The sequence below is a fragment of the Acinetobacter sp. CAU_H_78 genome (genome assembly GCF_058599365.1).
In genome coordinates this window covers 2,835,738-2,861,513 of the sequence record NZ_CM178652.1, presented here as the reverse complement: position 1 = coordinate 2,861,513, position 25,776 = coordinate 2,835,738, and the positions used below count along the sequence as shown (strand labels likewise).

General features: G+C 43.0%; 21 protein-coding genes, 2 tRNA genes and 1 pseudogene. 15 read left to right on the top strand and 9 right to left on the bottom strand.

Annotated features, from left to right (window positions below; translation table 11 throughout):
* Window positions 1–53 precede the first annotated feature (53 nt).
* Window positions 54–929, bottom strand: coding sequence for a porin Omp33-36 (omp33-36, locus tag AC4MCD_RS13580; protein WP_491876278.1), 876 nt, complete (start codon window positions 927–929; stop codon window positions 54–56).
* A 1,126-nt stretch (window positions 930–2,055) separates the two neighbouring features.
* Here omp33-36 and AC4MCD_RS13575 point away from each other — a divergent pair.
* From AC4MCD_RS13575 to AC4MCD_RS13565, 3 genes and pseudogenes are all read left to right on the top strand, one after another.
* Window positions 2,056–3,765 (top strand): annotated as a pseudogene (locus tag AC4MCD_RS13575) (GGDEF domain-containing protein).
* A 127-nt stretch (window positions 3,766–3,892) separates the two neighbouring features.
* Window positions 3,893–4,360: an HIT family protein gene (locus tag AC4MCD_RS13570; RefSeq protein WP_419365487.1), complete on the top strand. Its 468-nt coding sequence runs from the start codon at window positions 3,893–3,895 to the stop codon at window positions 4,358–4,360.
* 139 nt (window positions 4,361–4,499) lie between these two features.
* Window positions 4,500–5,651: an IS4-like element ISAbe18 family transposase gene (locus AC4MCD_RS13565; RefSeq protein WP_194088144.1), complete on the top strand. Its 1,152-nt coding sequence runs from the start codon at window positions 4,500–4,502 to the stop codon at window positions 5,649–5,651.
* Window positions 5,652–5,712: 61 nt separating this feature from the next.
* Here AC4MCD_RS13565 and uvrA read toward each other — a convergent pair whose 3' ends face one another.
* Window positions 5,713–8,544 carry an excinuclease ABC subunit UvrA gene (uvrA, locus tag AC4MCD_RS13560; protein ID WP_302700140.1) on the bottom strand — a complete coding sequence of 944 codons (2,832 nt, stop codon included), beginning with the start codon at window positions 8,542–8,544 and terminating at the stop codon, window positions 5,713–5,715.
* Window positions 8,545–8,837: 293 nt separating this feature from the next.
* On the bottom strand, window positions 8,838–9,509 hold the full coding sequence (gene tenA, locus AC4MCD_RS13555) for a thiaminase II (RefSeq protein ID WP_419365786.1): 672 nt from the start codon (window positions 9,507–9,509) through the stop codon (window positions 8,838–8,840).
* A gap of 222 nt (window positions 9,510–9,731) precedes the next feature.
* Between tenA and AC4MCD_RS13550 the strand changes: the two genes are divergently transcribed.
* The 4 genes from AC4MCD_RS13550 to ssb all read left to right on the top strand — a co-directional run bounded on the left by AC4MCD_RS13550 (window position 9,732) and on the right by ssb (window position 14,189).
* The gene (locus AC4MCD_RS13550; protein WP_491876277.1) at window positions 9,732–10,823 is read left to right on the top strand and encodes a DUF475 domain-containing protein; all 1,092 of its coding nucleotides are present in this window, start codon (window positions 9,732–9,734) and stop codon (window positions 10,821–10,823) included.
* Between the two features lie 182 nt (window positions 10,824–11,005).
* A complete protein-coding gene (locus tag AC4MCD_RS13545; RefSeq protein ID WP_491876276.1) occupies window positions 11,006–12,064 on the top strand; it encodes an RNA-guided endonuclease InsQ/TnpB family protein in 1,059 nt (352 codons plus the stop codon).
* Window positions 12,065–12,188: 124 nt separating this feature from the next.
* Window positions 12,189–13,553: an MFS transporter gene (locus tag AC4MCD_RS13540; RefSeq protein WP_034170221.1), complete on the top strand. Its 1,365-nt coding sequence runs from the start codon at window positions 12,189–12,191 to the stop codon at window positions 13,551–13,553.
* Window positions 13,554–13,604: 51 nt separating this feature from the next.
* Window positions 13,605–14,189, top strand: a complete 585-nt coding sequence (gene ssb, locus AC4MCD_RS13535) for a single-stranded DNA-binding protein (RefSeq protein WP_034170220.1) — start codon at window positions 13,605–13,607, stop codon at window positions 14,187–14,189.
* A gap of 69 nt (window positions 14,190–14,258) precedes the next feature.
* Here ssb and AC4MCD_RS13530 read toward each other — a convergent pair whose 3' ends face one another.
* Window positions 14,259–14,723 carry a hotdog fold domain-containing protein gene (locus tag AC4MCD_RS13530; protein ID WP_419375156.1) on the bottom strand — a complete coding sequence of 155 codons (465 nt, stop codon included), beginning with the start codon at window positions 14,721–14,723 and terminating at the stop codon, window positions 14,259–14,261.
* Window positions 14,724–14,861: 138 nt separating this feature from the next.
* On the opposite strand from AC4MCD_RS13530, the gene AC4MCD_RS13525 reads away from it, so the two are divergent.
* From AC4MCD_RS13525 to AC4MCD_RS13505, 5 genes are all read left to right on the top strand, one after another.
* Window positions 14,862–15,506, top strand: a complete 645-nt coding sequence (locus AC4MCD_RS13525; protein ID WP_419375157.1) for a TetR/AcrR family transcriptional regulator — start codon at window positions 14,862–14,864, stop codon at window positions 15,504–15,506.
* A gap of 151 nt (window positions 15,507–15,657) precedes the next feature.
* Window positions 15,658–16,221, top strand: coding sequence for an alkyl hydroperoxide reductase subunit C (gene ahpC / locus AC4MCD_RS13520; protein WP_005232609.1), 564 nt, complete (start codon window positions 15,658–15,660; stop codon window positions 16,219–16,221).
* 246 nt (window positions 16,222–16,467) lie between these two features.
* Window positions 16,468–17,346, top strand: a complete 879-nt coding sequence (locus tag AC4MCD_RS13515; RefSeq protein WP_419375158.1) for a pirin family protein — start codon at window positions 16,468–16,470, stop codon at window positions 17,344–17,346.
* Between the two features lie 414 nt (window positions 17,347–17,760).
* On the top strand, window positions 17,761–19,068 hold the full coding sequence (locus tag AC4MCD_RS13510; protein ID WP_419365791.1) for an FAD-dependent oxidoreductase: 1,308 nt from the start codon (window positions 17,761–17,763) through the stop codon (window positions 19,066–19,068).
* A 3-nt stretch (window positions 19,069–19,071) separates the two neighbouring features.
* Window positions 19,072–19,911, top strand: a complete 840-nt coding sequence (locus tag AC4MCD_RS13505; RefSeq protein ID WP_419375159.1) for an SAM-dependent methyltransferase — start codon at window positions 19,072–19,074, stop codon at window positions 19,909–19,911.
* An 82-nt stretch (window positions 19,912–19,993) separates the two neighbouring features.
* Here AC4MCD_RS13505 and AC4MCD_RS13500 read toward each other — a convergent pair.
* The 4 genes from AC4MCD_RS13500 to AC4MCD_RS13485 form a co-directional block, all read right to left on the bottom strand.
* Window positions 19,994–20,069: transfer RNA gene (locus AC4MCD_RS13500), tRNA-Thr, on the bottom strand.
* 205 nt (window positions 20,070–20,274) lie between these two features.
* Complete coding sequence (locus tag AC4MCD_RS13495) at window positions 20,275–20,502, bottom strand: hypothetical protein (protein ID WP_004781576.1); 228 nt, start codon at window positions 20,500–20,502, stop codon at window positions 20,275–20,277.
* A gap of 438 nt (window positions 20,503–20,940) precedes the next feature.
* On the bottom strand, window positions 20,941–21,141 hold the full coding sequence (locus tag AC4MCD_RS13490; protein WP_004781578.1) for a hypothetical protein: 201 nt from the start codon (window positions 21,139–21,141) through the stop codon (window positions 20,941–20,943).
* Window positions 21,142–21,346: 205 nt separating this feature from the next.
* Window positions 21,347–21,437 (bottom strand) — tRNA-Ser (locus AC4MCD_RS13485).
* A 121-nt stretch (window positions 21,438–21,558) separates the two neighbouring features.
* Between AC4MCD_RS13485 and AC4MCD_RS13480 the strand changes: the two genes are divergently transcribed.
* A complete protein-coding gene (locus tag AC4MCD_RS13480) occupies window positions 21,559–23,439 on the top strand; it encodes a potassium transporter Kup (protein ID WP_005232606.1) in 1,881 nt (626 codons plus the stop codon).
* Window positions 23,440–23,505: 66 nt separating this feature from the next.
* Here AC4MCD_RS13480 and AC4MCD_RS13475 read toward each other — a convergent pair whose 3' ends face one another.
* Window positions 23,506–24,072, bottom strand: a complete 567-nt coding sequence (locus tag AC4MCD_RS13475) for a hypothetical protein (protein ID WP_419365793.1) — start codon at window positions 24,070–24,072, stop codon at window positions 23,506–23,508.
* 266 nt (window positions 24,073–24,338) lie between these two features.
* On the opposite strand from AC4MCD_RS13475, the gene AC4MCD_RS13470 reads away from it, so the two are divergent.
* Window positions 24,339–25,436, top strand: a complete 1,098-nt coding sequence (locus AC4MCD_RS13470) for a DNA/RNA non-specific endonuclease (protein ID WP_419365794.1) — start codon at window positions 24,339–24,341, stop codon at window positions 25,434–25,436.
* 85 nt (window positions 25,437–25,521) lie between these two features.
* A complete protein-coding gene (locus AC4MCD_RS13465; protein WP_004781584.1) occupies window positions 25,522–25,767 on the top strand; it encodes a hypothetical protein in 246 nt (81 codons plus the stop codon).
* Window positions 25,768–25,776: the final 9 nt, after the last annotated feature.

Here is a 25,776-nt window from a genome sequence, read left to right as displayed (position 1 = left end):
AATAAAAAAGGACGCAATATGCGTCCTTTTTTGATCCAGAATCTAATCAGAAATTAGAAACGGAATTTGGCATTTACACCAATAGTTTGTGTATCAAGTGCTTGGCCTTCAGCATTTGCATTTACATACGATGCGCCAACTGCAACAGCAGGAGTGATGAAGTAGTTTACGTTCGCACCCCAAGCTTTGTCTGGAGAGTTAGCGTAGCTAGATTCCATATAAGATGCACCAACGCTTAATTTAGGGTTGATGTACAAAGTAGTACCCAGGTTGTAAGCAGTATCTTCACCATAAACCAAGCCGCTTTCGAAGCCAAGTGACATGTTAGTGCCGTCAATTGCGCCTACATATTTAGTACGAGCAGTGATTGCATCTTGGTCTTCAGCGATTGTTTGAGACTCAATAGCAGCTTTAGCAACGCCATTGTTGAACATGTTGAAAGCGTCATAAGAAGTTTGGTCTGCAACGCTTGTGTAACCTACAGCTACCAGGAAGTTAGGAATAGGAAGTACACCTACTTCTAATGCATAACGGTCGCCATTGTCATCATTTTGGCCAGCTTTGCTATCAGTGATAGTATGGCTATAAGAAGCGCTTGCATAAGCAGGAACAACTTTAGTTGGGATGTAAGCTTCACCTTTTGCACCAAAAGTATGGTGTACAGTACGATCACCAAATTCTTGTCCGTTTTCGCCGTATGTATAAGCAGCAGAAACATTAGATGCCTGGTTGATGAAAGCTGCTTCAGCTAAAGGACCTTTAGAAGCGTCTACATCTTTGAAGTAGTAAGTACCTTGAACAGCGCCAGTGAAGTCTTTGTCATTCGCAGTGTTGTCGATGTACTCTGACTGACCTTGAACTTCAAATTGATATGCTTGAGCACCGGTCATGGCTAATAATAAAGCAGTGGCTAAACCGAGTTTTTTCATGATATTTACCATTTTGTTACAAAAGATGTACAACAGGAACGTATTGTATTGTGACAATTTATTAAGTCAATCCAATTCGAAATCGCTATTTTTTTAAGCTAAATCATTGTATTAATTTTGTGTAAAATTTAAGTATCAGGCTCGGAAGCCATTTTAGATAAAAACTCTTGTATAACAAAAAGCTAGAATTTAAATATAGATTTTGACTAAAAATTAAGGAGAAATTGTGTGATTATTTAAATCACTTAGTACGATCAATTTTAATTTAATAATCTATTAAAACAATTAATAATCGGTGAGCTAATTCATAAATGTGTCAAGAAGTGCAAGATGTCTGGCGCAACATGTCTTGACTGGATTGCTTAATTTTAGAGCATAATCAGCTCGAGCTTCAGAATGAATGTCTGTTTTTTAAGCTAGATGGGCATGTTTTATAATCTTGACTGAAGCAATCGACTTTACATTTTTGGGGGAATTTTACATAATATGAAAATCAAGTTAGAGTTCACACTTTCATAGTGATTTAGCCTGATTCTCCACATATTTTTGTTTTTATCGGCCCAGCTTTCCCCAAGGTTGGGCTTTTTTTTACCTAAATTTTCTGGAAATCTCAGTTTACGGATTACTTCATAAAAGAAGATGAAAAAACAAGTATAGAAAGCAATCATAGATGTTTCTTAAACGCACCTTAATGGTGCATTAATTCAATTTAAAAATAGCCTTGTTCTATAAAATTGCAAAAAAAAACCTCAATTTCTATAAAGAATTGAGGTTTTTTCGCCAAAATTTGCGGGTAAATCAAAAAATCTGCTGAGGAATAATTTAACTCGCCCTAATGCGGTGCATTATGCACCTAATTGTTGCACGTGTAAATAGTTCAGAAAGCGAGTTTTTTAATTTTCTTATATTTTAAATTATGAAATTTTCATTCCTATTTATGTTTTAGTGATAACAGATAGAAAATCCTGAAAATATAAAGAGCTAAAACCTTTAAGAACATAAGAAAAACCTTCTGAAAATCAACGTAATTGGGAAGAAATATTGATGATGAGCAGACGTTTATTTGTATAATCTATCTACTATTAAATGGGGAGTCCTTGATCTATGTGAAGGACTAAAAATCAAGATGAATACTTTGCGCTCTGAGAAAATCAGCAAACATCTGTACTGGTCGATGTCGATCATTATTTTATGTTTATTGTGTATTTGTATTCCCTTAATTATTGATAGTAGTCAACATTATTTAAAATCAAAACAAACCTATCAGCAGCTTGATGCCTTACAACAGGTCACCGATCTCGCCAATAAAATCTCCCGGGAACGGGCACCCGCCAACAAAGTAATGTCCAGCTCGGTTGAGGAATTTGCCAAACATCAGCAGGAGTTAAGTGATTACTGTCAGGAAGTCGATCAACAGATGCAGATCACGGCTCAGGCACTCGATCAGGTCGGTTTTAATCACCTAAGCCAGCAACTTTTATCTGAGTTAAAGCCTAGTCTGCAATATGGGCGTAAGCAGGTCGATCTCTATACTCAAATACCTCGCCCGGAACGTACTGCACAGGAAATGGATCAGGCCATTCTCGCCATGTTTAGTGCCTGGGAGAGCAGCCGTGAAATTCTGAAAGGAGTAGTGATTGCTTCTGCTACTCCATCTGCACGTTTGGATAATTACATGAGTGAAATCCTGTTTTTATCTGATCTTAGGGATCAATCGGGTCGGGTAGCGTCAAATGTTATGGCTCATGTGACATTTGGAACCCAGATTCCGGAGCAAAACATTACCCGTTCCTTACAGGTCCAGCATCAGGTACGTTATCTCTGGGATATCATTGATACGCTACAGCCTGTTCAGGGCAAAACTGATGAGTTTATTCGTTTACATCAGCGGGTCGGAACTGAATTTATCTAGCAAGGTTTACCGATTGTGGAGCGACTGATTGAAGATAGTCGGCAGCAGCGTCCTTACTATTTAACCGGAACCCAGCTGACTGAAGCTATTGTAGATAAATTTACAACAGTGATTGATTTGCAGAACTATTTACTGCAATACACCAAAGATGTGGCTATTAAGGAAATGCGCCACAGTCTGAATCATTTGATCTGGACGGTGGCCTTATCTGGAATTTCCCTGATTACGGCAATTTTGACCATGATTTTTGCGCGTAAACGCATCTTTATTCCTTTAATTCGCGCACGTAAAATTTTATTTGATTTGTCCACTGGGTCTGAACGGAAGCAAGCACAATCAAAACTAAAAATAGACCGTCCTACTGAATCCTTATTTACAGCAATTCAAAAACTGCAGCATATACTGCAAGAGCGTGAAGCATTAGAATTTCGACTGAAAAATATTGCCCATTCCGATTCCCTGACCGGACTGGCTAACCGTTTTGCGCTCGATGAATATATCCGTTTTATGGAAACGCATCCAACCCAGTTTAAGCGAACCTGCCTGATGATTATTGATATTGATCATTTTAAACAGGTCAATGATCAATATGGGCATATTATTGGTGATCAGGTCATTCAGCTGGTTGCAGAACGCTTAAAAGCCAATGTCCGTGCTTCGGATCTGCTGGTTCGCTATGGCGGAGACGAATTTCTGGTCCTGATTGAAAATATCGAGATGCAGCATGCTTTCATGCTAGCGAATAAAATCCGGACTGAAGTCGCTGAGCATTCTATTCTGACCTCAGCTGATGAAGATATTCATGTATCGGTGAGTATTGGGGTGGCGATTGGCGCAGAGTCGTGGATTGCGTTACTGGAACAGGCCGATGAGGCGTTATTTAAGGCCAAAGCCAAAGGACGTAATGTGGTGGCTGAGGTTTAAACCACTTAACTGAATTTTTTAAACTAAACAATCTGAAGAGTCATAATTTTTATCGTTTATATTGTTAAAAAATAAAGTAAATTTCATTGAAGTTTTTAAAAAATATAAAAATTTAGGGGTTCTTAAAATGAGTAAAAATTGTATTTTCTGTCAAATGGTAAAAGGGGAATTGCCATGTCATTTAATCGATGAAAATGATGATTTTATGGCGTTTCTTACTATATTTCCCAATACATTGGGCGCGAGTGTAGTGATTCCAAAACAGCATTATTCCAGCTATGCCTTTGAACTGAGTGACCAGGTGCTGACAAATCTGATCCTATATACCAAGCAGGTCGCCCTAAAATTGGATCGTTATTTTGATGACGTTGGCCGAACAGGAATGGTGTTTGAGGGATTTGGTGTCGATCATGTGCATGCCAAGCTATTTCCAATGCATCAGACTAAAAATACCCATGAAAACTGGCAGCCAATTAATTCTTCGGTCGATAAGTATTTTGATGCTTATGAGGGCTATATTTCATCGCATGATGCTCGAAGGGCGGATGATCAAGCGCTGGCACAATTGGCTGAAAATATTCGCTCAATCGCATAGTCAAAAATAAAAGCCCCCTCTTTTTAAAAGAGGGGCACTCCCCACTGCTGTCCCATAGTTTGCTTTAAATAAAAAAACCTGAGTCCTAACAGTTAAAATATGAGTGCAAACAAACACTTTAACGACCAGGATTCAGGTTTTGTCACATCAGAATACCGTATTTCATGAGCTAATTAAACCTGTTGTGCGACAGGATTTTGAACAACTTGCTAAAGTACACCATGTTGGACAGAAATTTAGAGCAGCTTCCCGGTGGGATCAGTTTATTGCCATATTGATGTCTCAATTCTCTTGTAGGCAAAGTCTGAGAGATATTCAATCCAATTTGGAGTGCCAACAGGAAAAGCTAAGTCATCTCGGAGCAAAGTCTATTCCCCGAAGCACGCTGGCACGAATCAATGAGCAGCAGCCTGCTGCCTTGTATCAACAGCTATTTTACAAGTTGCTTAAATACTATGACCACTCAAAAGTCGCTCATAAATTTCGCTTTAAGAATCCCTTGTATTCCTTGGATGCCAGTCATATTGACCTGTCGCTTTCCTTATGTGAATGGGCCAAAGTTCACGACTCAAAAGCCAGCATGAAACTCAGTATAGGATTGAATCACAGCAATGATATTCCTGAGTTTGTTGCAGTTGAAAATGGCAAAGAAAATGACATGGTACAAGGCCGCAAATTCCAGTTTCCTGCTGGCAGCATTGTAGTTTTTGATAAAGGCTATGTCGATTACCAATGGTATGCAAATCTGACTGCTCAAAACATTGGATTTGTCACACGTTTTAGGCCTAAATCTGTGTATCAGGTGATCCAGCAACATCCAGTGCTTGAATCCAAAGGTATTCTAAAAGATGAAACCATTCAGCTGAATAGCGCACATGCCCTAAAAAGAAAAGCCCCAGTGTTAAGAAGAATTGAATATAGAGATCAGCAAAGTGGCAAGCACTTTAGCTTTCTCAGCAATAACTTTCATTTAGCCGCCTCCACCATTGCGGCGATTTATAAAGATCGTTGGAAAGTTGAGCTGTTCTTTAAGGCGATTAAGCAGAATCTCAAATTAAAAGCGTTTCTAGGCCGCAGCAGGAACGCAATTCAGACACAAATCTGGATTGCGATGATCGCCTATTTATTGGTGAGTTTCGCTCAACATTTAGGAAAAACAGGTTGGACAGTTCAACGTTTACTCAGAATAATTCAAGTGAATTTGTTTGAAAGAAGAACTTTAAAAGCTTTATTTTCACCCGATAAAATACCCATAAAACAAGAGGAAGCTCATTTGAGCTTCCTCTTGTGAAAAATTGTGGGACAGCAATGGGGCACTCCCTCCTTTTTCAAAGGAGGGTTGGGGGGATAAATTACTTCAATAACGGCTTTAAGAATTTCCCTGTATGTGAAGCCTTAACTTTCACAACATCTTCCGGAGTACCTTCCGCGATAATCATACCGCCACCCGCACCACCTTCAGGGCCAAGGTCTACTACCCAGTCTGCAGTCTTGATCACATCCAGGTTATGTTCAATCACCACAATGGTATTCCCTTTATTGCGTAGCTCATGCAGAATGTCCAGCAACTTGGCAATATCATGGAAATGCAGACCAGTGGTTGGTTCATCCAGTACATATAGGGTTTTGCCGGTATCCCGTTTGGCTAGCTCACGTGCCAGTTTCACACGCTGCGCTTCACCACCAGAAAGGGTGGTCGCTGACTGGCCCAGACGGATATAGCCCAGACCAACCTGATGCAAGGTTTCCAGACGACGATGAATCACTGGAATCGCATCAAAGAAATACATGGCATCTTCAACGGTCATCTGCAATACATCAGAAATATTCTTGCCTTTGTAGTTCACTTCCAGCGTTTCACGGTTATAACGCTTGCCATGACAGGCATCACACGGCACATACATATCCGGCAGGAAGTGCATCGCCACCTTGATCATGCCATCACCTTCACAGGCCTCACAGCGTCCACCTTTCACGTTAAATGAGAAACGGCCAGCGGTATAACCCCGCGCTTTGGCTTCCGGAGTCTGTGAAAACAGTTCACGAATTGGAGTAAACAAACCAGTATAAGTTGCTGGGTTCGAACGTGGTGTACGACCAATCGGGCTTTGGTCAATATCAACGACTTTATCCAGAAATTGCAGACCATCAATCGAATCAAACTTCTCGGCAGTCAGCGTGGTTGCACCATTCAGCTGAGTCGCTGCTAGTGGCAACAGAGTCCGGTTAATCAACGTAGATTTACCAGAACCTGAAACACCGGTGACACAAGTCATGATTCCCAATGGAATGGTCAGATCGACTTTCTTCAGGTTATGCCCGGCAGCACCCATCAATTTGATCTGTTCTTCCGGTTTTGGTGGCTGAACCCGTTTTTTCGGCACTTCAATTTTCAGTTTGCCAGACAGATATTTACCGGTCAGGGAATCTTTATTTTCAGCGAGTTCCTGATAAGTTCCTTCTGCAATCACATGGCCACCATGCACACCGGCACCCGGACCAATATCAATAATATGGTCTGCTGCACGAATCGCATCTTCATCATGCTCGACCACTAAAACGGTATTGCCGAGGTCACGCAGACGAATCAGGGTTTGTAACAGGCGATCATTATCACGCTGATGCAGACCAATCGAAGGTTCATCCAGCACATACATTACACCCATGAGGCCGGCACCAATTTGTGAGGCCAGACGGATACGCTGTGCTTCACCACCAGACAGGGTTTCAGCAGAGCGGGATAAGCTCAAATAGTTCAGACCGACAGATACCAGGAAGTGCAGACGCTCACGGATTTCCTTGAAAATCTTGTCCGCAATTTCACCGCGAGCACCTTCCAGATTAATGTCCTGATAATAGCTCTCGGCCTCGCCAATCGACATGCGGGTAACGTCGGCAATGGTCTTGTCCAGAATTTTCACATTACGCGAGATTTCATTCAGACGTGAACCATCACAAGCATCACAGGCAGCATTAGAGAGATACTGCGCCAGATCATCACGGACATAATTACTTTCGGTTTCGCGGTAACGGCGTTCCAGATGCGGCAAGATACCTTCAAATGGCATCACCCGGTTATGACGGCGACCACGTTCATCAATATAGCTCAGGTCAATTTTTTCTTTACCGGTACCATAAAGGAATTTCTTCTTGGTATTGGCATCCAGTTCATTCCAAGGCGTTTCTAGAGAAAAACCAAAATGCTCGGCTACTTTTTGCAGCATGCCATAATAATACGGACGCTGACGATCCCAGCCACGAATCGCACCTTGGCTGATGCTGACTTCCTGATTGGGAATCAGTTTGTCCGCACTGAAATGGCTACGGGTACCCAAACCATCACAGACCGGGCAGGCGCCAAAGGGATTGTTAAATGAAAACAGGCGTGGCTCCAGTTCTGCCACAGCGCGGTCACATTCCGGACAGGAGTGTTTGGCAGAAAATACGCGATCATCATTTTCGCCTTTCATCCAGGACAGGATCGCAATATCTCCACCGAGACGCAGCGCAGTTTCAAAACTTTCTGCAATCCGGTTACCGAGATCATTACGTACCTTAAAGCGGTCAACTACCACTTCAATGGTATGTTTTTTCTTTTTGTCCAGCTCGGGTGGTGGATCAATTTCCATGATCTCGCCATCAACACGCGCACGTACAAAGCCTTGGCTTTGCAGTTGCTCAAATAACGCTGTGTACTCACCCTTACGTTCACGCACGACAGGCGCTAACAATAACAGCGCAGTGCCTTCTTCCAGTTCTTTAACTGCATCGACCATTTCAGTTACGGTCTGTGCCACCATAGGCAGATCGTGTTCCGGACAGTAAGGTGTGCCTACACGTGCATAGAGCAGACGTAAATAGTCATAGATTTCGGTAATGGTACCTACAGTCGAACGCGGGTTATGACTGGTCGACTTCTGTTCGATAGCAATGGCCGGGCTTAAGCCCTCAATCGAATCAACTTCCGGCTTTTCCATTTGCGAAAGGAATTGACGCGCATAGGCAGACAAAGATTCTACATAACGGCGTTGACCTTCCGCATATAACGTATCGAATGCCAATGAGGACTTACCTGAACCAGACAGTCCCGTAATCACCACAAACTTGTCGCGTGGAATATCAAGGTTCACATTTTTCAGGTTATGGGTACGTGCACCTCGAATACGGATGTGACTTTGGCTCATGCAATGATCCTAGAAAATTCATCAAAAACCTTTATATGATACCGAATGAAAAATGTTCAAGTGCAAATAAAAGTATTTTAAACGTCAAGTTGTGTCGGATATTGGTCAAAAGATCAGTACTAAAGCAACTGGGGGAAAACGTAGATTAGATTTGCTCTTTTCCAAACATCTAATGGATGAAATTTCATGATTTATAACTGCAATAAAATTAGCTTCACTTTCCATCATTTATGGTTCGGATTAAAAATAAAAAAGCCCTGTATTAAACAGGACTCAGTCAATAGAAACTAAAATTAATTATCCAGACCCGGCCATTGGCGTTGTTCATAAGCACTGTCCCAGAACAGCCATTCCAGACGTGCTGCATGGGTATAGGCCTGATGCATTTTTTCTAGAGTATCGGCATCGACCCGCGCTGCCACCCGATCTACAGTAGCAATTACATTGCGTACCGCTGTATGAAAATCTTCCCCGGCATAGGTATCAATCCAGGCCTGATACGGATTATTTGGTGCAGCCTTATCGACAATATCCTTACCCACTTCTGCATAGATCCAGAAACATGGCAAGAGGGCAGCCAGAACCACCGGATAACTTTCTGCCCAGGCCGTTGCCTGTAAATAAGAGGTGTAATGATGGCAGGCTAGAGTCAAAGGTGTATTTTCAAATTGGGTTTTGCTGATGCCAAAATCCTGCATAAAGCCATCATGCAAACTACGTTCGACCACAATGGCAGTTTTAGCTGCTTCACTAAACTGGATCACGTCATCTGCTTCAAAAGCTTTGGCTGCACAGACTGCTAGTGCACGGCCATAGGCCAGCAGATAATGCGCATCCTGAATCACATAATGACTAAAGGCTTCACGGCTTAATGTTCCCTGCGCCAGTTGCTGGTTAAAAGGCAGCGCTAATGTCTTTTGATAAAGTCCGAGATTACGTTGCCATACATCTTGAGAGAAACTCATACTGAAATCCTTAGCAGTTGAAGTCAAAACCTCCAGCACTATAGCAAAGATGAATCTGTTTAAAAGATCAGCAAATCTGAAAAGCAGAAAATACCTAAAAATGGTTCAGGAAGTGCTTTGGTTTATGCGGCAAAAGTTTCATAATTGGGACAACTTTTAGTCTTAGTATTTCTCTACGTTTAAAGAAATGCATTTAATGAAATTTATCTAAGGTCGATATATATGTTGAAACATTTTGGTTTCTCAATCGTATTTTCGATCGTGTGCCTTGGTTTGTCTGCTTATTGGGGATTTACCCATGGTCCGGAAGCGGGCCTGCAAACCATGTTCACAGCACTGACCATTACCGCTATTCTGGCGATTATGGAAGTGTCGTTGTCGTTTGATAACGCGGTTGTCAATGCATCCGTCCTGCGCGGTTGGGATCATTTCTGGAAAATGATTTTCCTGACAGTCGGGATTCTGGTTGCAGTTTTCGGGATGCGCCTGATTTTCCCTGTGGTCATTGTGGCCGTGACTGCGGATATGGGCTTTATGGAAGTGGTGCAGCTCGCCTTAAATGCACCAAAAGAATATTCGGCCAAACTGATGGCACATCATGCCGAAATTTCTGCCTTTGGTGGTGCCTTCCTGATGCTGGTATTCCTAAACTTCTTCCTGGATGAAGAAAAAGACACCCACTGGTTACGCATGCTGGAACGCCGTCTGGCGCATCTGGCGAACGTTCCGGCGATGTCAGTCTTTATTACCCTGATTGCCTTATTAATCATGGATTTCCAGGTTGAAGAAGCGAAACGTCTGGATGTTATTCTGGCTGGGATCTGGGGGATCGTGATTTATATCGGGGTACAGGTCCTAAGCCATATGCTGGGCGGGGAACCGGAAGTAGACGAAGAGGGTAACGCCGTTCGTCATGATGCTGAAGGTGTGCCAACTGGCGTGGTAAAAGCCGGCTTTGGTGGTTTCCTTTACCTAGAAGTACTCGATGCATCTTTCAGTTTCGACGGGGTAATTGGGGCCTTTGCGATTACATCTGACGTGGTAATCATCATGTTAGGCCTGGCTATCGGTGCGATGTTTGTGCGTTCGATGACCATTTATCTGGTCGATAAAGGCACGCTGGATGCTTATATCTATCTGGAACATGGCGCACACTATGCGATTGGTGCTCTGGCATTTATCATGCTGGCAAGCAGTACCGGTGTACATATCCCTGAAGTGGTAACTGGTCTAATCGGTGTGGCTTTCATTATCTGGGCAGTCATTGCTTCAATCCAATATACCAAGCGTCAGTTATTAAAAGCAGGCAAATAGTCCTGTGATCGCTGAACAGAAGCGTAGCTCCGGCTACGCTTTTTTATCCATTGGAGCGTAAAACCTCGTGGTTCAGCACGAGGATATAAGCGACTGGAGTAAACCACATGAACGACACGAAATGTCGTTTTAAATACTTGTACTATAGTCACTATTAAGAAAAATACTGTTAAAATAATTGGATGAAGACACTCAAATTACGCATAAAAGACAAACATTGCAAGGTGCTAAATCAGTTAGCATCCGAAGTAAATTTTGTTTGGAATTATGTCAATGATTTGTGTTTTAAACATCTTCAAAAAAAACAACAATTCTTTTCAGCATACGATATTGCAAAATACACGAAAGGCACATCGAAAGAATGCAACTTGCACAGTCAAACTATTCAGGCAGTGACAGAAGAATTGGTCACAAGACGCAAGCAGTTCAAAAAAGCAAAACTAAAATGGCGTGTCAGTAATAAAAAATCAGCTAGACGTTCACTAGGTTGGATACCGTTTAAAAAGGTTGCAATCAAATATGCTGATGGCTGTGTTCAATATGGTAAACACCAATTCAAGTTATGGGATAGTTACGGTTTAAGTCAATACAGGGTTAAAACAGGCTCATTCGTTGAAGATAGCCGAGGCCGTTGGTATGTATGTCTTGTAGTTGACAATGCTAAAACAGAGAAAACCACCGCTAAAACCTCAATTGGCATAGATTTAGGTTTAAAAGATTTAGTCACTTGTTCAGATGGTGTAAAACTTAAAGCCCCTCAAATCTATCGGAAATATGAACAAAAACTTGGTATTGCTCAACGTGCAAAAAATAAAAAACGAGTGAAAGCAATTCACGCCAAGATTAAAAATGTAAGACAAAACATGCTGCATCAATTCAGCCATAAACTAGTAAAAGAACATGCAGCAATCTTCGTTGGCAATGTGAATGCCAAAGCATTAGCGCAAACCAAACTAGCCAAGTCTGTGTTAGATGCCAGTTGGACAACACTAAGAACCATGCTCAAGTATAAATGCGAGAACGCAGGGGTATGGTATGAAGAAGTCAATGAAGCCTATACCACCCAAACTTGTTCGTGCTGTGGCTCACGCTCCAGTAGTCCGAAAGGTAGAGCAGGTTTAGGAATAAGAGAGTGGCAGTGTGGTGAGTGTGGTAGCTCATGGGATCGGGATGTAAATTCCGCACTGAATATTCTTGCGCTCGGGCATGAGCGTCTAGCAGTAGGAATCCCCTTGCTTTAGCTGGGGGAGGATGTCAATTTTCAGATAGTCCTCATCTTTATTTCAAATAAAATTCATGCATTCCTTTGAGCGGAATGGCCTATAATCTACGCATCAAGATTAACTAACTCGATCGCCAGACTTTATGATGAATGCCTTAGAACGTCGCTCGACCTTTGCCCTGAGCAGTATTTTCGCACTGCGCATGCTGGGGTTGTTTATGATCATCCCTGTATTCTCGGTAGCAGGGCAGTCATATGAATATGCTACGCCGGCACTGATTGGTCTGGCGGTGGGTATTTATGGCCTGACACAGGCCATTTTACAGATTCCGTTTAGCCTGATTGCAGACCGCTATAGCCGTAAGCCACTGGTGGTTTTGGGCTTGTTGCTATTCGCTCTAGGTGGTGCGATTGCTGCAATGTCTGACACCATTTATGGCGTGATCATCGGTCGTGCGATTGCGGGTGGTGGAGCAGTTTCAGCAGTGGTAATGGCCTTACTGGCCGATGTGACCCGCGAAGAAAACCGCATGAAAGCCATGGCGGTGATGGGCATGAGTATCGGCCTGTCCTTTGTGGTGGCCTTTACCATGGGGCCATGGGTGACAGGACTGGTCGGCATTTCCGGTCTGTTCTGGGTGACCACCGTAATGGGCTTGGCTGCGATTGCGATGTTGTTGATGGTCCCTAAAGTTACCCGTCATCATAAAAATTTTCAGCAGGGCTATCTGGAGCAGCTAAAACAGGTCCTGAAAATGGGGGATCTGAACCGTCTGCATATTTCAGTATTTACCCTGCATTTGCTGCTCACAGCCATGTTTATTTATGTGCCATCGCAACTGATTGAAGTTGCTGAACTGCCATTATCGAGCCATGGTTGGGTCTATCTGCCGCTGCTGGTCGTCAGTCTGTTTTTTGCCTTCCCGAGCATTGTACTGGCAGAGAAATATCGCAAGATGCGCAGTATTTTCCTGACAGCGATTGGCGGGATTATTCTGGGTCTGTTGATCATGATTTTTGGCTTTGAATCCAAATATGTGCTGATCGGTGGATTAGGTTTATTCTTTATTGCCTTTAACGTCATGGAAGCCTTATTGCCCTCATGGTTGTCCAAAGCAGCCCCGATTCAATCTAAAGCCACTGCGATGGGCGTGAATGCCAGTAGTCAGTTTCTGGGCGCGTTTTTTGGCGGGATTATCGGTGGACAATTGTTGTTACTCAACAACACTTCGCTCGGTTGGAGTATTTTATCGGCAATTGCTATAATTTGGCTGCTCATGAGTTTTGGGTTGGCTCAACCACGCTATCTTTCATCGCTCGTGCTTCGTCTGCCAGAGAGTAAACAAACAGATGAATGGACTTCTCAACTTTTGGCGATTCGTGGTATTGAAGAGGTTGTGGTCATGTCTGAACAGCAAGTCGCCTTTGTCAAGGTCGATAAACAGCAGGTTGATGATGTTTCGCGACAACAATTAACGCACTTGTTAGGTAAAGAGGTAGCCATTTAAACATAACTCTTATAAAGTAAAATATAGAAATAAATAGGAAGTGTACGTCTGATGCGTGGTGTTAATAAGGTCATTTTAGTTGGTACTTTAGGTCGAGATCCTGAGACCAAAACTTTCCCAAATGGTGGTTCTCTCACTCAATTCTCTATCGCAACCAGCGATTCATGGACTGATAAAAATACGGGCGAACGTAAAGAGCAAACCGAATGGCATCGTATTGTGCTGCATAACCGTTTAGGTGAAATTGCACAGCAATATCTGCGCAAAGGTTCTAAAGTTTATATCGAAGGTTCATTACGTACCCGTCAATGGACAGATCAAAGCGGTCAAGAACGCTACACAACGGAAATCCGTGGTGAGCAAATGCAAATGCTGGATTCTGGTCGTCCACAAGGCGAGCAGGGCGATAATGGTTTTAACCAGCCACGTTTTAATAACAATAACCAGGGTGGCGGTTATGGCAATAATCCTCAAGGTGGTTATGGCTCAGCGCCTCAGCAAGGCGGTTTTAACAATAATCAGGGCAGTGGTTATGGCAACAATAACCAAAATAACCAGGGTGGTTATGCGCCGAAGTCTGCACCTGCTCCAGTAGCAGCACCTGCAGCCGATCTGGATGATGATCTTCCGTTTTAATCCCGACATTAGAAAGGTAAACCATCATCAAAACCCGCCATTTGGCGGGTTTTTCATATCTGGGTTCTTCTATTTTTTCACGGACACCCACATGGTGATCACCGCCCGAAACACAACTTCTTCTGTAGTATCTTTAATTTCTACATTGACCAGATAATCGCTGCCTTCATTCCATATAAAGTTAGGCTCAGCAGGTGTCGCAATTGCAACTAGGTCAGTGGTGGCTTTTTTGACATATTCGACCTGCATACCCTTGGGAATCCAGCGATGGGTCTTTGGAACGGTTGCATCGGTCATGGTGCCGCCTGCCAGTTCAGCCATATTGCACATGGCAATCGCGTGTACAGTGCCTAAATGATTCAGCACGGCACGATGTTTCTTGATGCTCACTGCGCAATATCCAGGCTTTAAATCTTCAAACAGTGGAGAAATACTGCCGAAATAAGGTGCTTTTAGACAAAGTAATTTAGAAAAAAGATATTTACCGACTGGCTTATTTTCTAAGCTGTTCCAGATTTTTAGGGCTTGGCTCATCTATAACTTCCTGTATATTATTTTTAATCAGAATAATATTCTCATACAGAATATTATTCTGTATTGGCGCATCTGACAAAAACCAGACATCAGGCTGCCAGCCTGCTTTTAAAAATAGAGAGGATTTAAATATTAAAGATGCAAAACATAGAATTGCTGGAAAGGATTTTTAAGGGAAGAAGGGCTTTACTCAAACGTCAGATTCTAGAATGCGCATTGACAGAGTTTCTGCGTACAGGCATTGCTGCGACTACGATTGAAATGATCCGTGATCAGGCCGATACCAGTATCGGGGCGATCTACCATCATTTTAAAAACAAGGAGGGGATCATTGCAGCACTGTATATTGCAGCGCTCACAGATCAGTCGGAGCAGCGTTTGCAGGCTTTGTCACAAGTTCAGGGTATTGAACAAGGCATACAGGCGGTGATTCAGAGTTATATCGATTGGGTCGTAGCGTATCCTGATTTTGCCCGCTTTCTTTATGCTGCGCATCATACAGTTCAAAGCAGTGACTTCAAAAAGGAGTTACAGCAGTCGAATCAGCAGCGCAATCAGGAATTAAAGCAATGGCTGGCTCAGCAGGCAGATATCAGTCAATTACAAGCTGTTCCCTTGGAACTGCTGATGTCACTGATTATTGGACCCACTGAAAGTTATTGCCGGAGCTGGTTATCTAGTCGAGTCCACGCCTCTCCCAAACACTATGCAGCAGCCTTAGCAAAATCGGCTTGGCAATCTATACAGCATTTTCAAGAAAGTGAATCCACCAAAATCGATTAAACAAATCAGAAAGATAAAAATAAAAGGAATTATAAATCTAAAAAACCGATAGTTTTTATGAAAAGTTACGGTTTTACCTATTGGTAGTTTTTGCGTATTCTTAACTACATCAAATGAACACACACTTTCACGAATAGATAGGAATAGACTTATGAGTTTAATCAATACTGAAGTTAAGCCATTCAACGCAACTGCTTACCATAATGGCCAATTTATTGAAGTGTCTGAGCAGGACATGAAAGGCAAATGGTCTGTAGTATTCTTCTATCCTGCTGACTTCACATTTGTTTGTCCAACAGAATTAGGCGATCTTGCTGATCAGTATGCTGAATTCCAGAAACTGGGCGTAGAAATCTACTCAGTATCTACCGACACACACTTCACGCACAAAGCTTGGCATGACACGTCTGACGTGATTGGTAAAATCCAGTATCCAATGATTGGCGATCCAACCTGGACTTTGGCGAAAAACTTTGAAGTACTGATTGAAGCTGATGGTCTGGCGGATCGTGGTACTTTCGTGATCGATCCAGACGGTAAAATCCAGATCGTTGAAATCAACGCGGGTGGTATCGGTCGTGACGCGCAAGAACTGCTTCGTAAAGTAAAAGCGGCTCAATATGTACATGCTCATCCAGGTGAAGTATGTCCTGCAAAATGGAAAGAAGGTGAAGCGACTCTTGCTCCTTCAATTGACCTGGTCGGTAAAATCTAATTCGGTAACACTTTATCGAGTTTAAAAAAACCCAGCCCTCAGCGCTGGGTTTTTTATTGTCTACTGCTCATGACTACTTAAATTAACGTCTTATGAGCAACGCTAAAGTTATAAGTAGCTACACAGAAATCTAAGAGTCGAATCGTCTTATATTTGAAATACTGCATTCTAGAAGTACGGTACTGATGACTGCTGATAAAGCTTAAAATAGCTGCATGTTCATCCTATTGCATATAGGAGTAAAAGATGAAAAAAGTCATTGGTGTTTACCATAATCAAAACATGCATTGGGTCGGTGATGGCTTCCCGGTCAAAAACCTGTTTTCCTATGACCGTTTGGGGCAGGCCATTAGCCCATTTTTATTGCTGGATTATGCAGCGCCGTATCACTTTGCGCCAACCACTGAGCAGCATGGTGTAGGTTCACATCCGCATCGTGGTTTTGAAACTGTAACCTTGGCTTATCAGGGGGCAGTGACCCACCAGGACTCCAGTGGCGGTGGCGGTACGATTCAGACTGGTGATGTACAGTGGATGACAGCAGGTGCCGGAGTGGTGCATGAAGAATTTCATTCTCCAGACTTTGCCCAAAAGGGCGGTCTGTTTGAAATGGTTCAACTCTGGGTCAACTTGCCAGCCAAAGACAAAATGACCGCGCCACGTTATCAGGCCATTACTGCAGCTGAGATTCCACGGATTGAAATGGATGAAGGTGCAGGACATATTCGGGTGATTGCCGGAGAATTCGGAGGTCATTATGGCCCTGCGCATACCTTTAGTCCGGTAAATGTCTGGGACGGCGAGCTAAAAACAGAGTATGAAACAACCTTAGATGTACCTCTCGGACATAATGCTTTGCTGGTTGTACTGGCGGGTGAGCTGGTGGTAAATGGCAGTCAAAAAGTACTGGATAGCTCTATTGTCATGTTTGCGCGTGATGATGATCCTGAAATTCAGCTACAAGCCGATCAGGATACTAAATTTCTGCTTTTGACCGGTGAACCGCTGAATGAACCGATTCAAGGTTATGGCCCATTTGTGATGAATACTAAGGAAGAAATTATTCAGGCATTTCAATATTTTAATCAGGGTAAATTTGGTGAAATCGCGGTACAGGCCGAATAATACAATCGGTCTTAAAACAAAGAAGCCTCTGCACAAGCAGAGGCTTTTTTTTCTAATGCGCTGGAATTTCTTGTCGTTTTTACGAGTTTCTGGGATAAATTCATTTTGTTTATCTCTATGAATTTATCTCTTTCTTGTGCTGCATATTATAGGGTATTTCGCAGCCTTTGTAAACCGATGATTAAAAAATCGGTTAATTAAATCATTTGTTTTTTAAAGATTTATTTTTAAATATTTAAATATAATGGCGGTTTAATTCGCTCTATATAAAGACGTTTTTTGCTATTCAAAAAATGTAATTTATTTGTAAAGTTACGTTAACTCAGACTTACGAAAAAAAAGTATTCTGGAAGATTTTAATAACCTATTTGCCGAAAGCATGGTTCATAATTTCTTTTAGTTTTTCAATGACGGATGATCAGATTGGATATCGCAGTAATTGGTAGTGGCATGGCTGGACTGGCTACTGCCAGAATTCTTCAGGACGCAGGACATCGCATTACTATTTTTGAAGCGCTTCAGGGTCGCGGCATGGACAGTCATAGTCTCGAATTTGAAGGAGGCCTCATTGACGCACCTTTACGTGTGATGAATCCTTATCTGTGGAAAAATACCTTAAGTCTGGCGACTCATCTGGGCATTAAAACTTACCCGGTACGTACTTATATGGCCTGTAGCTGGCTGTTTGAAGACCGGGTAGAAACCTGGCTAACCACATCACGTAGCAAGATTGGCAATATTCCGATTATCAATAACCGCAAAGGCATCCAGCAATATGGCTGGCGTCTGGTTAAAGGTTTGCTGCAACTCAAAACAGCCTTGGCAAAATTCTTTAAATCCAAAAATCAGGACATCAGCCTGGCAGAATTTATCAATCGCAATGAGATTGAAGAAGTGTTCTGGCATGGTGCGGTGATGCCGGTGCTGTATACCATCTGTACCTGTAATCCAAAAACCATTGGTGAATGGCCAGCCAAACCTTTATTGATTTTCCTGCGTCAGCTAACGGATGGTGATGCCTTATTACGTATGCAGGGCGGTACTCCGGCTTTGGTAGACAAGCTGATTGAAGGCATTCACATTGAAAGTGGTGCGCCGATCGTTTCGGTAAAAGAGCAGAGCGACAAAGTACTGGTAGAAAATGCAGCTGGTCTGTCGAAAACCTTTGATCGCGTCGTGGTGGCGACACCAACCAATCATATTGATGAATTCCTGGATCATGAGCAGTTTGGACGCGATATCGAGCTGTTAAAGAAATTCAAATTCGAACAGGGCGAATTGGTCATTCACCGTGATAGCAGCGTGATGCCTCCAAAGCGTAAGGACTGGGCTGTACTCAGCTATATGATGGATCGCAAGTTTACCCGTCAGCAATTTACGGTTTGGCTGAATGCGGTTGAACCGAGTCTGGTGGGTAAATCACCGGTATTCCAGACCTGGCGTCCTGTGACTGAGATCGATCCGAAAAAAGTGATTTCCTCAGTGACCTTGACCCGTGCGGTAGTGGATGCCAATACTATCGCTCTCAATAAAGAATTACAGCATCGCCATCTGGAAATGAACCGTAAAGTGTTCTATTGCGGTTCATGGTCATCGGATGGTTTGCCAATTCTAGAATCTGCTGTGACTTCTGCTATGAAAATTGCCGCAATTATGGGGGCACCGTTGCCATTTGAAGGACTTAAACCTAAGATCGAGGTAGCACCCCAACTCGGTTATTGATTGATGCAATGGTTTCAGGCACTTCGTCAGCGTCTTCCTCAACATAAATATGCAATTGATGCATCGTTGCTGGGAGATCAGTCACAGTTGCCCTGGAGCAATCTGGGTTATTGGTGGGCAGGGCAGCAGGATTATGTAGCTGCCTGTCAAACTTTGGCCGACCATTTGGCAGAAACGGTCGGTTTAAATTCAAAGGATAAATTGCTGGATCTGGGCTGTGGCCAAGGTGCCAGTCTGTTGCACTGGCAGCAATACTATCAGGTGCAATATCTGGCCGGTGTGGAACTTCAGCCAGCTTGTGTGGCGAATATTCAACAGCATTTACCTGATCTCAATGCCATCTATCCGGCTTCTTTCCTGCGTTTAAAAGACATGCATTTTTCCCAGCGCTTTGATGTGGTGCTGTGTCTGGATGCTGCCTATCATAGTGCCGTTCCCGAACTTCTAGACCAGGTACGCAGTGTATTGAACGCCAATGCACGGATTGGCTTTCATCATCTGATCTTGTCGGAAAAATGGGACAGCTTGAATGCGCTGCAAAAGCGTAAATATCAGTTTCTGCTGAAATCCGCCGATGTCGATTTAAAAAACCTGATGTCGGAAAATGAGCTTTATCATTGTCTGGAAAATTTTGAATTTAAGAATATTCAGATTGAAGATCTGTCCGAAGCGGTATTTTCAGGTTTTGCTGATTATGTAAATCAGAATTTAAATTCAAAGAAATTGAAACAAAAAGGCAAAAGACTGGATCAGTTTAAAATCCGGATGACGGCAAAGCTTTGCCAGAAGTTATATCAGGATGGGATCGTGCGATATGTACAGGTGACAGCGCAGGCGATCTGAGTATTCAAGGCAAAAGCACAGCTATATAAAAATACCAAGCCCAGAAACATCAAAGCCTCACTAAAAAGCGAGGCTAAGAAAATGGTGCCGGCACACGGATTCGAACTGTGGACCTACTGATTACAAGTCAGTTGCTCTACCAACTGAGCTATGCCGGCGTTGTGGAGTGCATTTTACAGATTTTTCTTAAGGGCGCAAGCCAAAAAATAACCGTTCAATCTTATAACCAATTTTTTATTGCTGATCATTGAAGCATCTTCACTCAGGCATCTACATTTAAATCATGAAATTGCCCATATCAGTGATATGGGCAAGGATAAGGGGTTGATATTTAAAATCTATTATGAGTGAGTTAAAAGGGAATTATCTGCTTTTGAGTATCCGATCCAGGTCTTGTGCGCATTCCTCTAAAGTAAAGGCCATATCAAACTGCATTTGAGGTTTGAGTTCTTGAGCGAGACTTCTCCACTGTTCAATTAGTTTTAGGGCTTTTTGAATCTTATGTTTGTTGACGTCTTTGGCAATGGTTGGGGTATAACCGCCGCGTTTGGCATTTTTGATCTGTTTCATGTAGTTTGCGCTGTTATTCATGTCCACTCTCCGAATAGCAGTGTTTCCACTTTTTTCTAACCCAAATAAGGAAGACTCAAGCAATAACGTTTTCTATCTTTTGGTTTTTATTCTCCTTTTATCCTGTTTTGATTCCACCATAACATAGCGATGATGACAATTAAATTAAGCTATTTTTATGCCAGTTTTAGTCTCCATCATATAAATAAACTAAAAGAAGAACATAAAGTTAAGAAAGTAATAAAAATGGATATATCATGGTTTTATCCAGAGAATTTATTTCAATATATCCCAGCCTATATCTTCACATCTTTAAATCTATCAAAAGAAAAGGCAAGCAATACTCATCTCAAAAATAACCAGTAAAATGAATTATCCTTTTTCAATTCATCTATCCAAGATGCTCACTTTTAGGGTTTTAGACTATAAAAAAAGCCCAATATAAAATTGGGCTAGGGCTTAAGGCTCGACTTCTAGCGGATCACCATCTTCAGGACGAAGATGACGTGTGCCATCATCTGCAGGATCTACACTTGATCCATCCTTAGTAATCGGGTTGTACATTTCGTCCTCTTTTTTATCGTCAGTGAACTCTTCATCTTCGAAATCCAGAGGCTCGTTATCATCATCAAAATTTAGGGGCTTTTCATCATCTTTCATAGCGATCCATCATTTTTTACCAAGATAAGATCATGCTCGAATATTCCTCAGTGTCATTCAACAGCCATCCGGCATCATTTATGTAACTTGTATGGTTATTCTTTTATTTTTAATACATCACCTCATAATTTAGGCAACAAAAAAGGCTCAACCCCTTTAGGATCAAGCCTTTTGCACTACGGTGAACTACCGTAAAAGTCGAATTTGGCGGTGAGAGAGGGATTCGAACCCTCGATACGCTATAAACGTATACACACTTTCCAGGCGTGCTCCTTCAGCCACTCGGACACCTCACCATGGCCGTGGATGATATAGAAAAAAAGCCAGTCTGCCAAGCTTGAAACAATTGATTTGCGGAAAAACTTTGAGCGCAGTGCTATGATTCGCAAAAATGCTTGTTAAAAACGAAGACGATATATGCAAAGCACTGCACAGAAAGCAGCTCTCCCGGTAATTACGCTGGCTGCGCTTGGGGTTGTTTTTGGAGATATTGGAACCAGTCCATTGTATGCACTACGCCAATGTTTTCTGACGTCGCACCTTGCCATTAGTGAAGCTTCGGTGTTAGGTATTTTGTCCTTGATCTTCTGGTGCATCATGCTGACAGTGAGCTTTAAATACGTCACCATCATCATGCGTGCCGATAACAACGGTGAGGGCGGAATCATGTCCTTGCTGGCCCTCAACTTGCGAACCACACGTATTTCTGATGACAAGAAAATTTACCTGATTGCGCTTGGCTTTATTGGGGCATCGCTGTTTTTTGGTGACGGAATTATTACCCCGGCAATTTCTGTGTTATCTGCGATTGAAGGGCTGAGTATTGCCACACCTGTGTTTAATCAATGGTTAGAACCTTTATCGATCGGGATTATTGCAGGACTCTTTCTGGTACAACGTCATGGTACCGGAACCATGGGTAAATTTTTTGGTCCACTGACTTTACTCTGGTTCCTGTCAATTGGTGGTTTTGGTTTGTGGAGTATCATCCAGACCCCGACAGTACTGGCCATGGTGAATCCATACTGGGCCTATCATTTTGTGGTCGATCAGCCTTTTGTGGCCTTTTTAACCATGGGGGCCGTGATTTTGACCATGACTGGTGGTGAAGCCATTTATGCCGATATGGGGCATTTTGGTCGTCTGCCGATTCGTCTAGCCTGGTTCATTATCGTATTGCCATGTTTGTTACTGAATTATGCCGGACAGGGGGCATTATTGCTGCGCCGTCCTGAAGCACTGGAAAATCCTTTCTATATGCTGCTTCCGGAATGGGGCTTATATCCAATGATTGGTCTGGCGACAGCAGCTGCTGTGATCGCCTCACAGGCGGTGATTACCGGGGTGTTCTCCATGGTGAATCAGGCCATTCAACTGCGCTATTTACCGCGTCTGAGCGTAAAGCACACATCAGCCGAAGAACGTGGTCAGATCTATCTGCCATTCATTAACTGGATGCTGTTTATTTCCGTAGTGATTCTGATTTTGCTCTTTGAAAATAGCGCCCGGCTGGCAAGTGCTTATGGGGTCGCAGTCACCATGACCATGCTCTGTGGAACCATTTTAATCAGCATTCTGGCTTATGGTTTCTGGCGCTGGCCAATCTGGAAAGTGGTGTTATTTGCCACACCATTCCTGATGCTGGATCTGGTTTTTGTAGCCTCAACGTCTTTAAAAATTGCATCAGGTGGCTGGGTGCCGATTCTGCTCGGGGCGGCATTATTTACGATTCTGATGACCTGGAAAGATGGTCGTGCACTGGTTCTGAACCGTCTGGAAAAAGATGCGCTACCAATTGACCTGTTTATTAAGAGTATTTCAATCGGTGGAGGCACCAAGTTTGTGCCGGGTGAAGCGATTTTCCTGACCGGAACTCCGACCATTGTGCCGCATGCGATGTTGCACAATATCAAACACAACAAGGTGCTACATGAGCGCAATATTCTGGTAACAGTCATTACCCGGGATATTCCTTTTGTCGGTGATGAAGAACGCATCAAACTGGAAAAACTCAGTGAGCATTTTTATCGAGTCACGATGTATTACGGATTTAAGGATCAGCCCAATATTCCGGAAGCATTGCAGCATGCGTATGCAGAATGGGGTTTTGAATATGACCTGATGCAGATCAGTTTCTTTATCTCCCGGGAACGGATTATGCATACGGTAGGAGAGGGAATGGCACCTTGGCGGGAAAAACTGTTTGTTTCCATGCAACGTAATACCAGTCCAGTCAGCGACTTCTACCAGATTCCGACCAACCGGGTGGTTGAACTGGGTAGTCAGATCGAGATGTAAAAATAAAAAAACCAGAGCTAGGCTCTGGTTTTTTAGGGGAGAGAATTTAGAAAGCTTTATAACAAATTATTGTTCTGTTGCTTCTGTCTCAGCTGTCTCAGCGGGCATTTCAGGGGCGGCATTTAAAGGTGCATCTACTGCAGGATCGGCTTCAGCTTCTACTGCAATTTCAGTTTGTTCAGTCATCGCAGCCGCTTCAGGTGCAGCAGCTTGCTGTTCTTCAAGAGCTGGTTGCTCTACAGCTTCACCCATAGTCATTTCCTGTTCTGTAGCAGGGGCTGCTGGCTCAGACTCAAGATTGGCTGGAGCTGGATTGGTATCCGGCATTTCTGGTTGTGCAACAGGTGCATCAGGCATGCCTGGTGTTGGCATTGGCTGATTTGGCATTGATTGTTGTGGCTGCTGGCCTGGCTGAGCAGGTGCAGACATTGGCTGGTTTACCAGACGAATCTGTCCAGAGTTCACCAGGCTTTCCAGTGAGGCTTGCTGACCATTTACAGTGGTACTAATTTTAGCTTTAGACAAGCTTTCAAGTGTTTCACCCGCTTGTACAGGAGGCTCAGCGAATGCGCCGGCACTGATCACACTTGTAAATATTCCGAGACCTAATAACTTAGATAGTTTGGAATTCATAAATTAACTCCATTGCTAATAATTGTACGTAATTTGAGTAGTCAAATAGCTTTGCACACTCAAGAAGAGGTCACAATCAAAGCTACTTAAAGGTTAAAAAACCGCGCTGAAAGCTCACTAAAAAAACGACACTTTGTTACAAGATTTAAGAATATAGGGGTAGATTGTGTAATTATTAGGCAAATAAAGAGGGTAAGATATACTTCATATACACGGCTTGTTAAGCTCGCAAAACCCCCGATTTTGATCTTAAAAGCACGTGTAGCATGGCAAAGAAGCAGCGTAAGTCAAAGAATTCAGTTTTTCAGTTTTTTAATGAAAATAGCGTGAAAGTGATCCTGGCAATGGTTGCTTCCGGGAGTTTTGCGATTGCGTTTGGCCAGGAAAAAATCAGTCAGTGGATTTCTCTGCCTTCTACATCGAATTCGAGCTGTCTGGAACAGTTTTACCGGGACATCCCGCCTTACCTGATGAAAGACAGCCTGAAAAAAGACAGTTATTCACTGTGTTTTAATGGCTTTAATGTGGGATATTCCGGTGTATCCAAAACGCCACTGTGGGTGGCGGAGGCATTAACACCGAAGCGTCTGAGCCAGAAAATTCCACGTGAAGACAACTTCCATGAAGAAACACGACTAAATGCTGCTCATCGTGCGACTTTGGCTGACTATCGTGGTTCAGGCTATGACCGTGGCCATATGGCGCCAAATGCAGATATGCCAAATAAAGCTTCACAGTCTGACAGTTTCTCGCTGGCCAATATGGTCCCGCAGGCACCAAAGAACAATCAGCAGGTTTGGCGTGAGCTGGAAGAAGCGACCCGTGCCATTGTGACCAAGCAGAAGCAGGACGTGTATGTAGTGACCGGGCCAGTCTTTGCTGCCAAAAAGCTGAAAACTATTGGCAAGGGTGTAATTGTACCAACTGCCGTGTATAAAGCGATCTACATGCCGAAAACTGGTGCCATTGGTGCCTACTATGCTCCTAATGATAACTCGCTCAAGGTTCGCATTGTCAGTGTCTGCTATTTGGAAGAGCAGCTTGGCATTAACCTGTTTCCTCAGTTAACTGAAGAACAGAAACGCAATACCTATCATCTGCCACTGACTGCAAATGCTGTGAAGGCCAACCAGAAAATTGCTTATTCGAATTGGGATGCAGAAAGCCAGTGTGCTGAAGACGTGCCGAAAGAAGATCTGGAAAAACTGCAGCGTGAGTTCAAGCCGTTAGCCTCAAGTTCAGCCAGTACAAGCAATACCAGCTCATCAGTTAATAAGAACGGGATCGATCATGATACCCAGGACACGATTGTTAAACAGCTGATTGAGGCCTTGTTGCAATACATCCTGCAGCTGCTGAAATAGTGAAAAGGAGCTTGCTGTAAAAAGCAGGCTTCAGGTAGCATGCTGAAGACAGGTGAGTAAAAATAATAAAACAGAGTAGGAATTAATGTTTAAAGCATTTGAAAATGGAACCGAATCCCATGCGATTCATGATCTGACAGTTGAGAATGATCTGGACTGTGTCAGTCTGTATGGCAATCTGCAAATTACCAAAGACCAGGCTGGTCTCAAGGCAGCCAAAGTCTTGCAGGCACTGTTAAATGATATTGTGCAGCAGCTCGAAGAAACACCGGATCTGCCAGAAAAAATTGAACGCAATGATGCGGATGAAATTGAAAATCCATTTTTATAGAAATTTCTT

What these genes read in the sequence shown, in the direction of transcription:
- AC4MCD_RS13510 (WP_419365791.1), top strand. Translation starts at nt 17,761, where the DNA reads ATGATCAGATTGGATATCGCAGTAATTGGTAGTGGCATGGCTGGACTG.
- AC4MCD_RS13480 (WP_005232606.1), top strand. Translation starts at nt 21,559, where the DNA reads ATGCAAAGCACTGCACAGAAAGCAGCTCTCCCGGTAATTACGCTGGCT.
- AC4MCD_RS13495 (WP_004781576.1), bottom strand. Translation starts at nt 20,502, where the DNA reads ATGAATAACAGCGCAAACTACATGAAACAGATCAAAAATGCCAAACGC.
- AC4MCD_RS13490 (WP_004781578.1), bottom strand. Translation starts at nt 21,141, where the DNA reads ATGAAAGATGATGAAAAGCCCCTAAATTTTGATGATGATAACGAGCCT.
- AC4MCD_RS13465 (WP_004781584.1), top strand. Translation starts at nt 25,522, where the DNA reads ATGTTTAAAGCATTTGAAAATGGAACCGAATCCCATGCGATTCATGAT.
- omp33-36 (WP_491876278.1), bottom strand. Translation starts at nt 929, where the DNA reads ATGAAAAAACTCGGTTTAGCCACTGCTTTATTATTAGCCATGACCGGT.
- AC4MCD_RS13545 (WP_491876276.1), top strand. Translation starts at nt 11,006, where the DNA reads ATGAAGACACTCAAATTACGCATAAAAGACAAACATTGCAAGGTGCTA.
- AC4MCD_RS13475 (WP_419365793.1), bottom strand. Translation starts at nt 24,072, where the DNA reads ATGAATTCCAAACTATCTAAGTTATTAGGTCTCGGAATATTTACAAGT.
- AC4MCD_RS13525 (WP_419375157.1), top strand. Translation starts at nt 14,862, where the DNA reads ATGCAAAACATAGAATTGCTGGAAAGGATTTTTAAGGGAAGAAGGGCT.
- AC4MCD_RS13550 (WP_491876277.1), top strand. Translation starts at nt 9,732, where the DNA reads ATGTTGAAACATTTTGGTTTCTCAATCGTATTTTCGATCGTGTGCCTT.
- uvrA (WP_302700140.1), bottom strand. Translation starts at nt 8,544, where the DNA reads ATGAGCCAAAGTCACATCCGTATTCGAGGTGCACGTACCCATAACCTG.
- AC4MCD_RS13570 (WP_419365487.1), top strand. Translation starts at nt 3,893, where the DNA reads ATGAGTAAAAATTGTATTTTCTGTCAAATGGTAAAAGGGGAATTGCCA.
- AC4MCD_RS13505 (WP_419375159.1), top strand. Translation starts at nt 19,072, where the DNA reads ATGCAATGGTTTCAGGCACTTCGTCAGCGTCTTCCTCAACATAAATAT.
- AC4MCD_RS13540 (WP_034170221.1), top strand. Translation starts at nt 12,189, where the DNA reads ATGATGAATGCCTTAGAACGTCGCTCGACCTTTGCCCTGAGCAGTATT.
- ahpC (WP_005232609.1), top strand. Translation starts at nt 15,658, where the DNA reads ATGAGTTTAATCAATACTGAAGTTAAGCCATTCAACGCAACTGCTTAC.
- AC4MCD_RS13515 (WP_419375158.1), top strand. Translation starts at nt 16,468, where the DNA reads ATGAAAAAAGTCATTGGTGTTTACCATAATCAAAACATGCATTGGGTC.
- tenA (WP_419365786.1), bottom strand. Translation starts at nt 9,509, where the DNA reads ATGAGTTTCTCTCAAGATGTATGGCAACGTAATCTCGGACTTTATCAA.
- AC4MCD_RS13470 (WP_419365794.1), top strand. Translation starts at nt 24,339, where the DNA reads ATGGCAAAGAAGCAGCGTAAGTCAAAGAATTCAGTTTTTCAGTTTTTT.
- ssb (WP_034170220.1), top strand. Translation starts at nt 13,605, where the DNA reads ATGCGTGGTGTTAATAAGGTCATTTTAGTTGGTACTTTAGGTCGAGAT.
- AC4MCD_RS13530 (WP_419375156.1), bottom strand. Translation starts at nt 14,723, where the DNA reads ATGAGCCAAGCCCTAAAAATCTGGAACAGCTTAGAAAATAAGCCAGTC.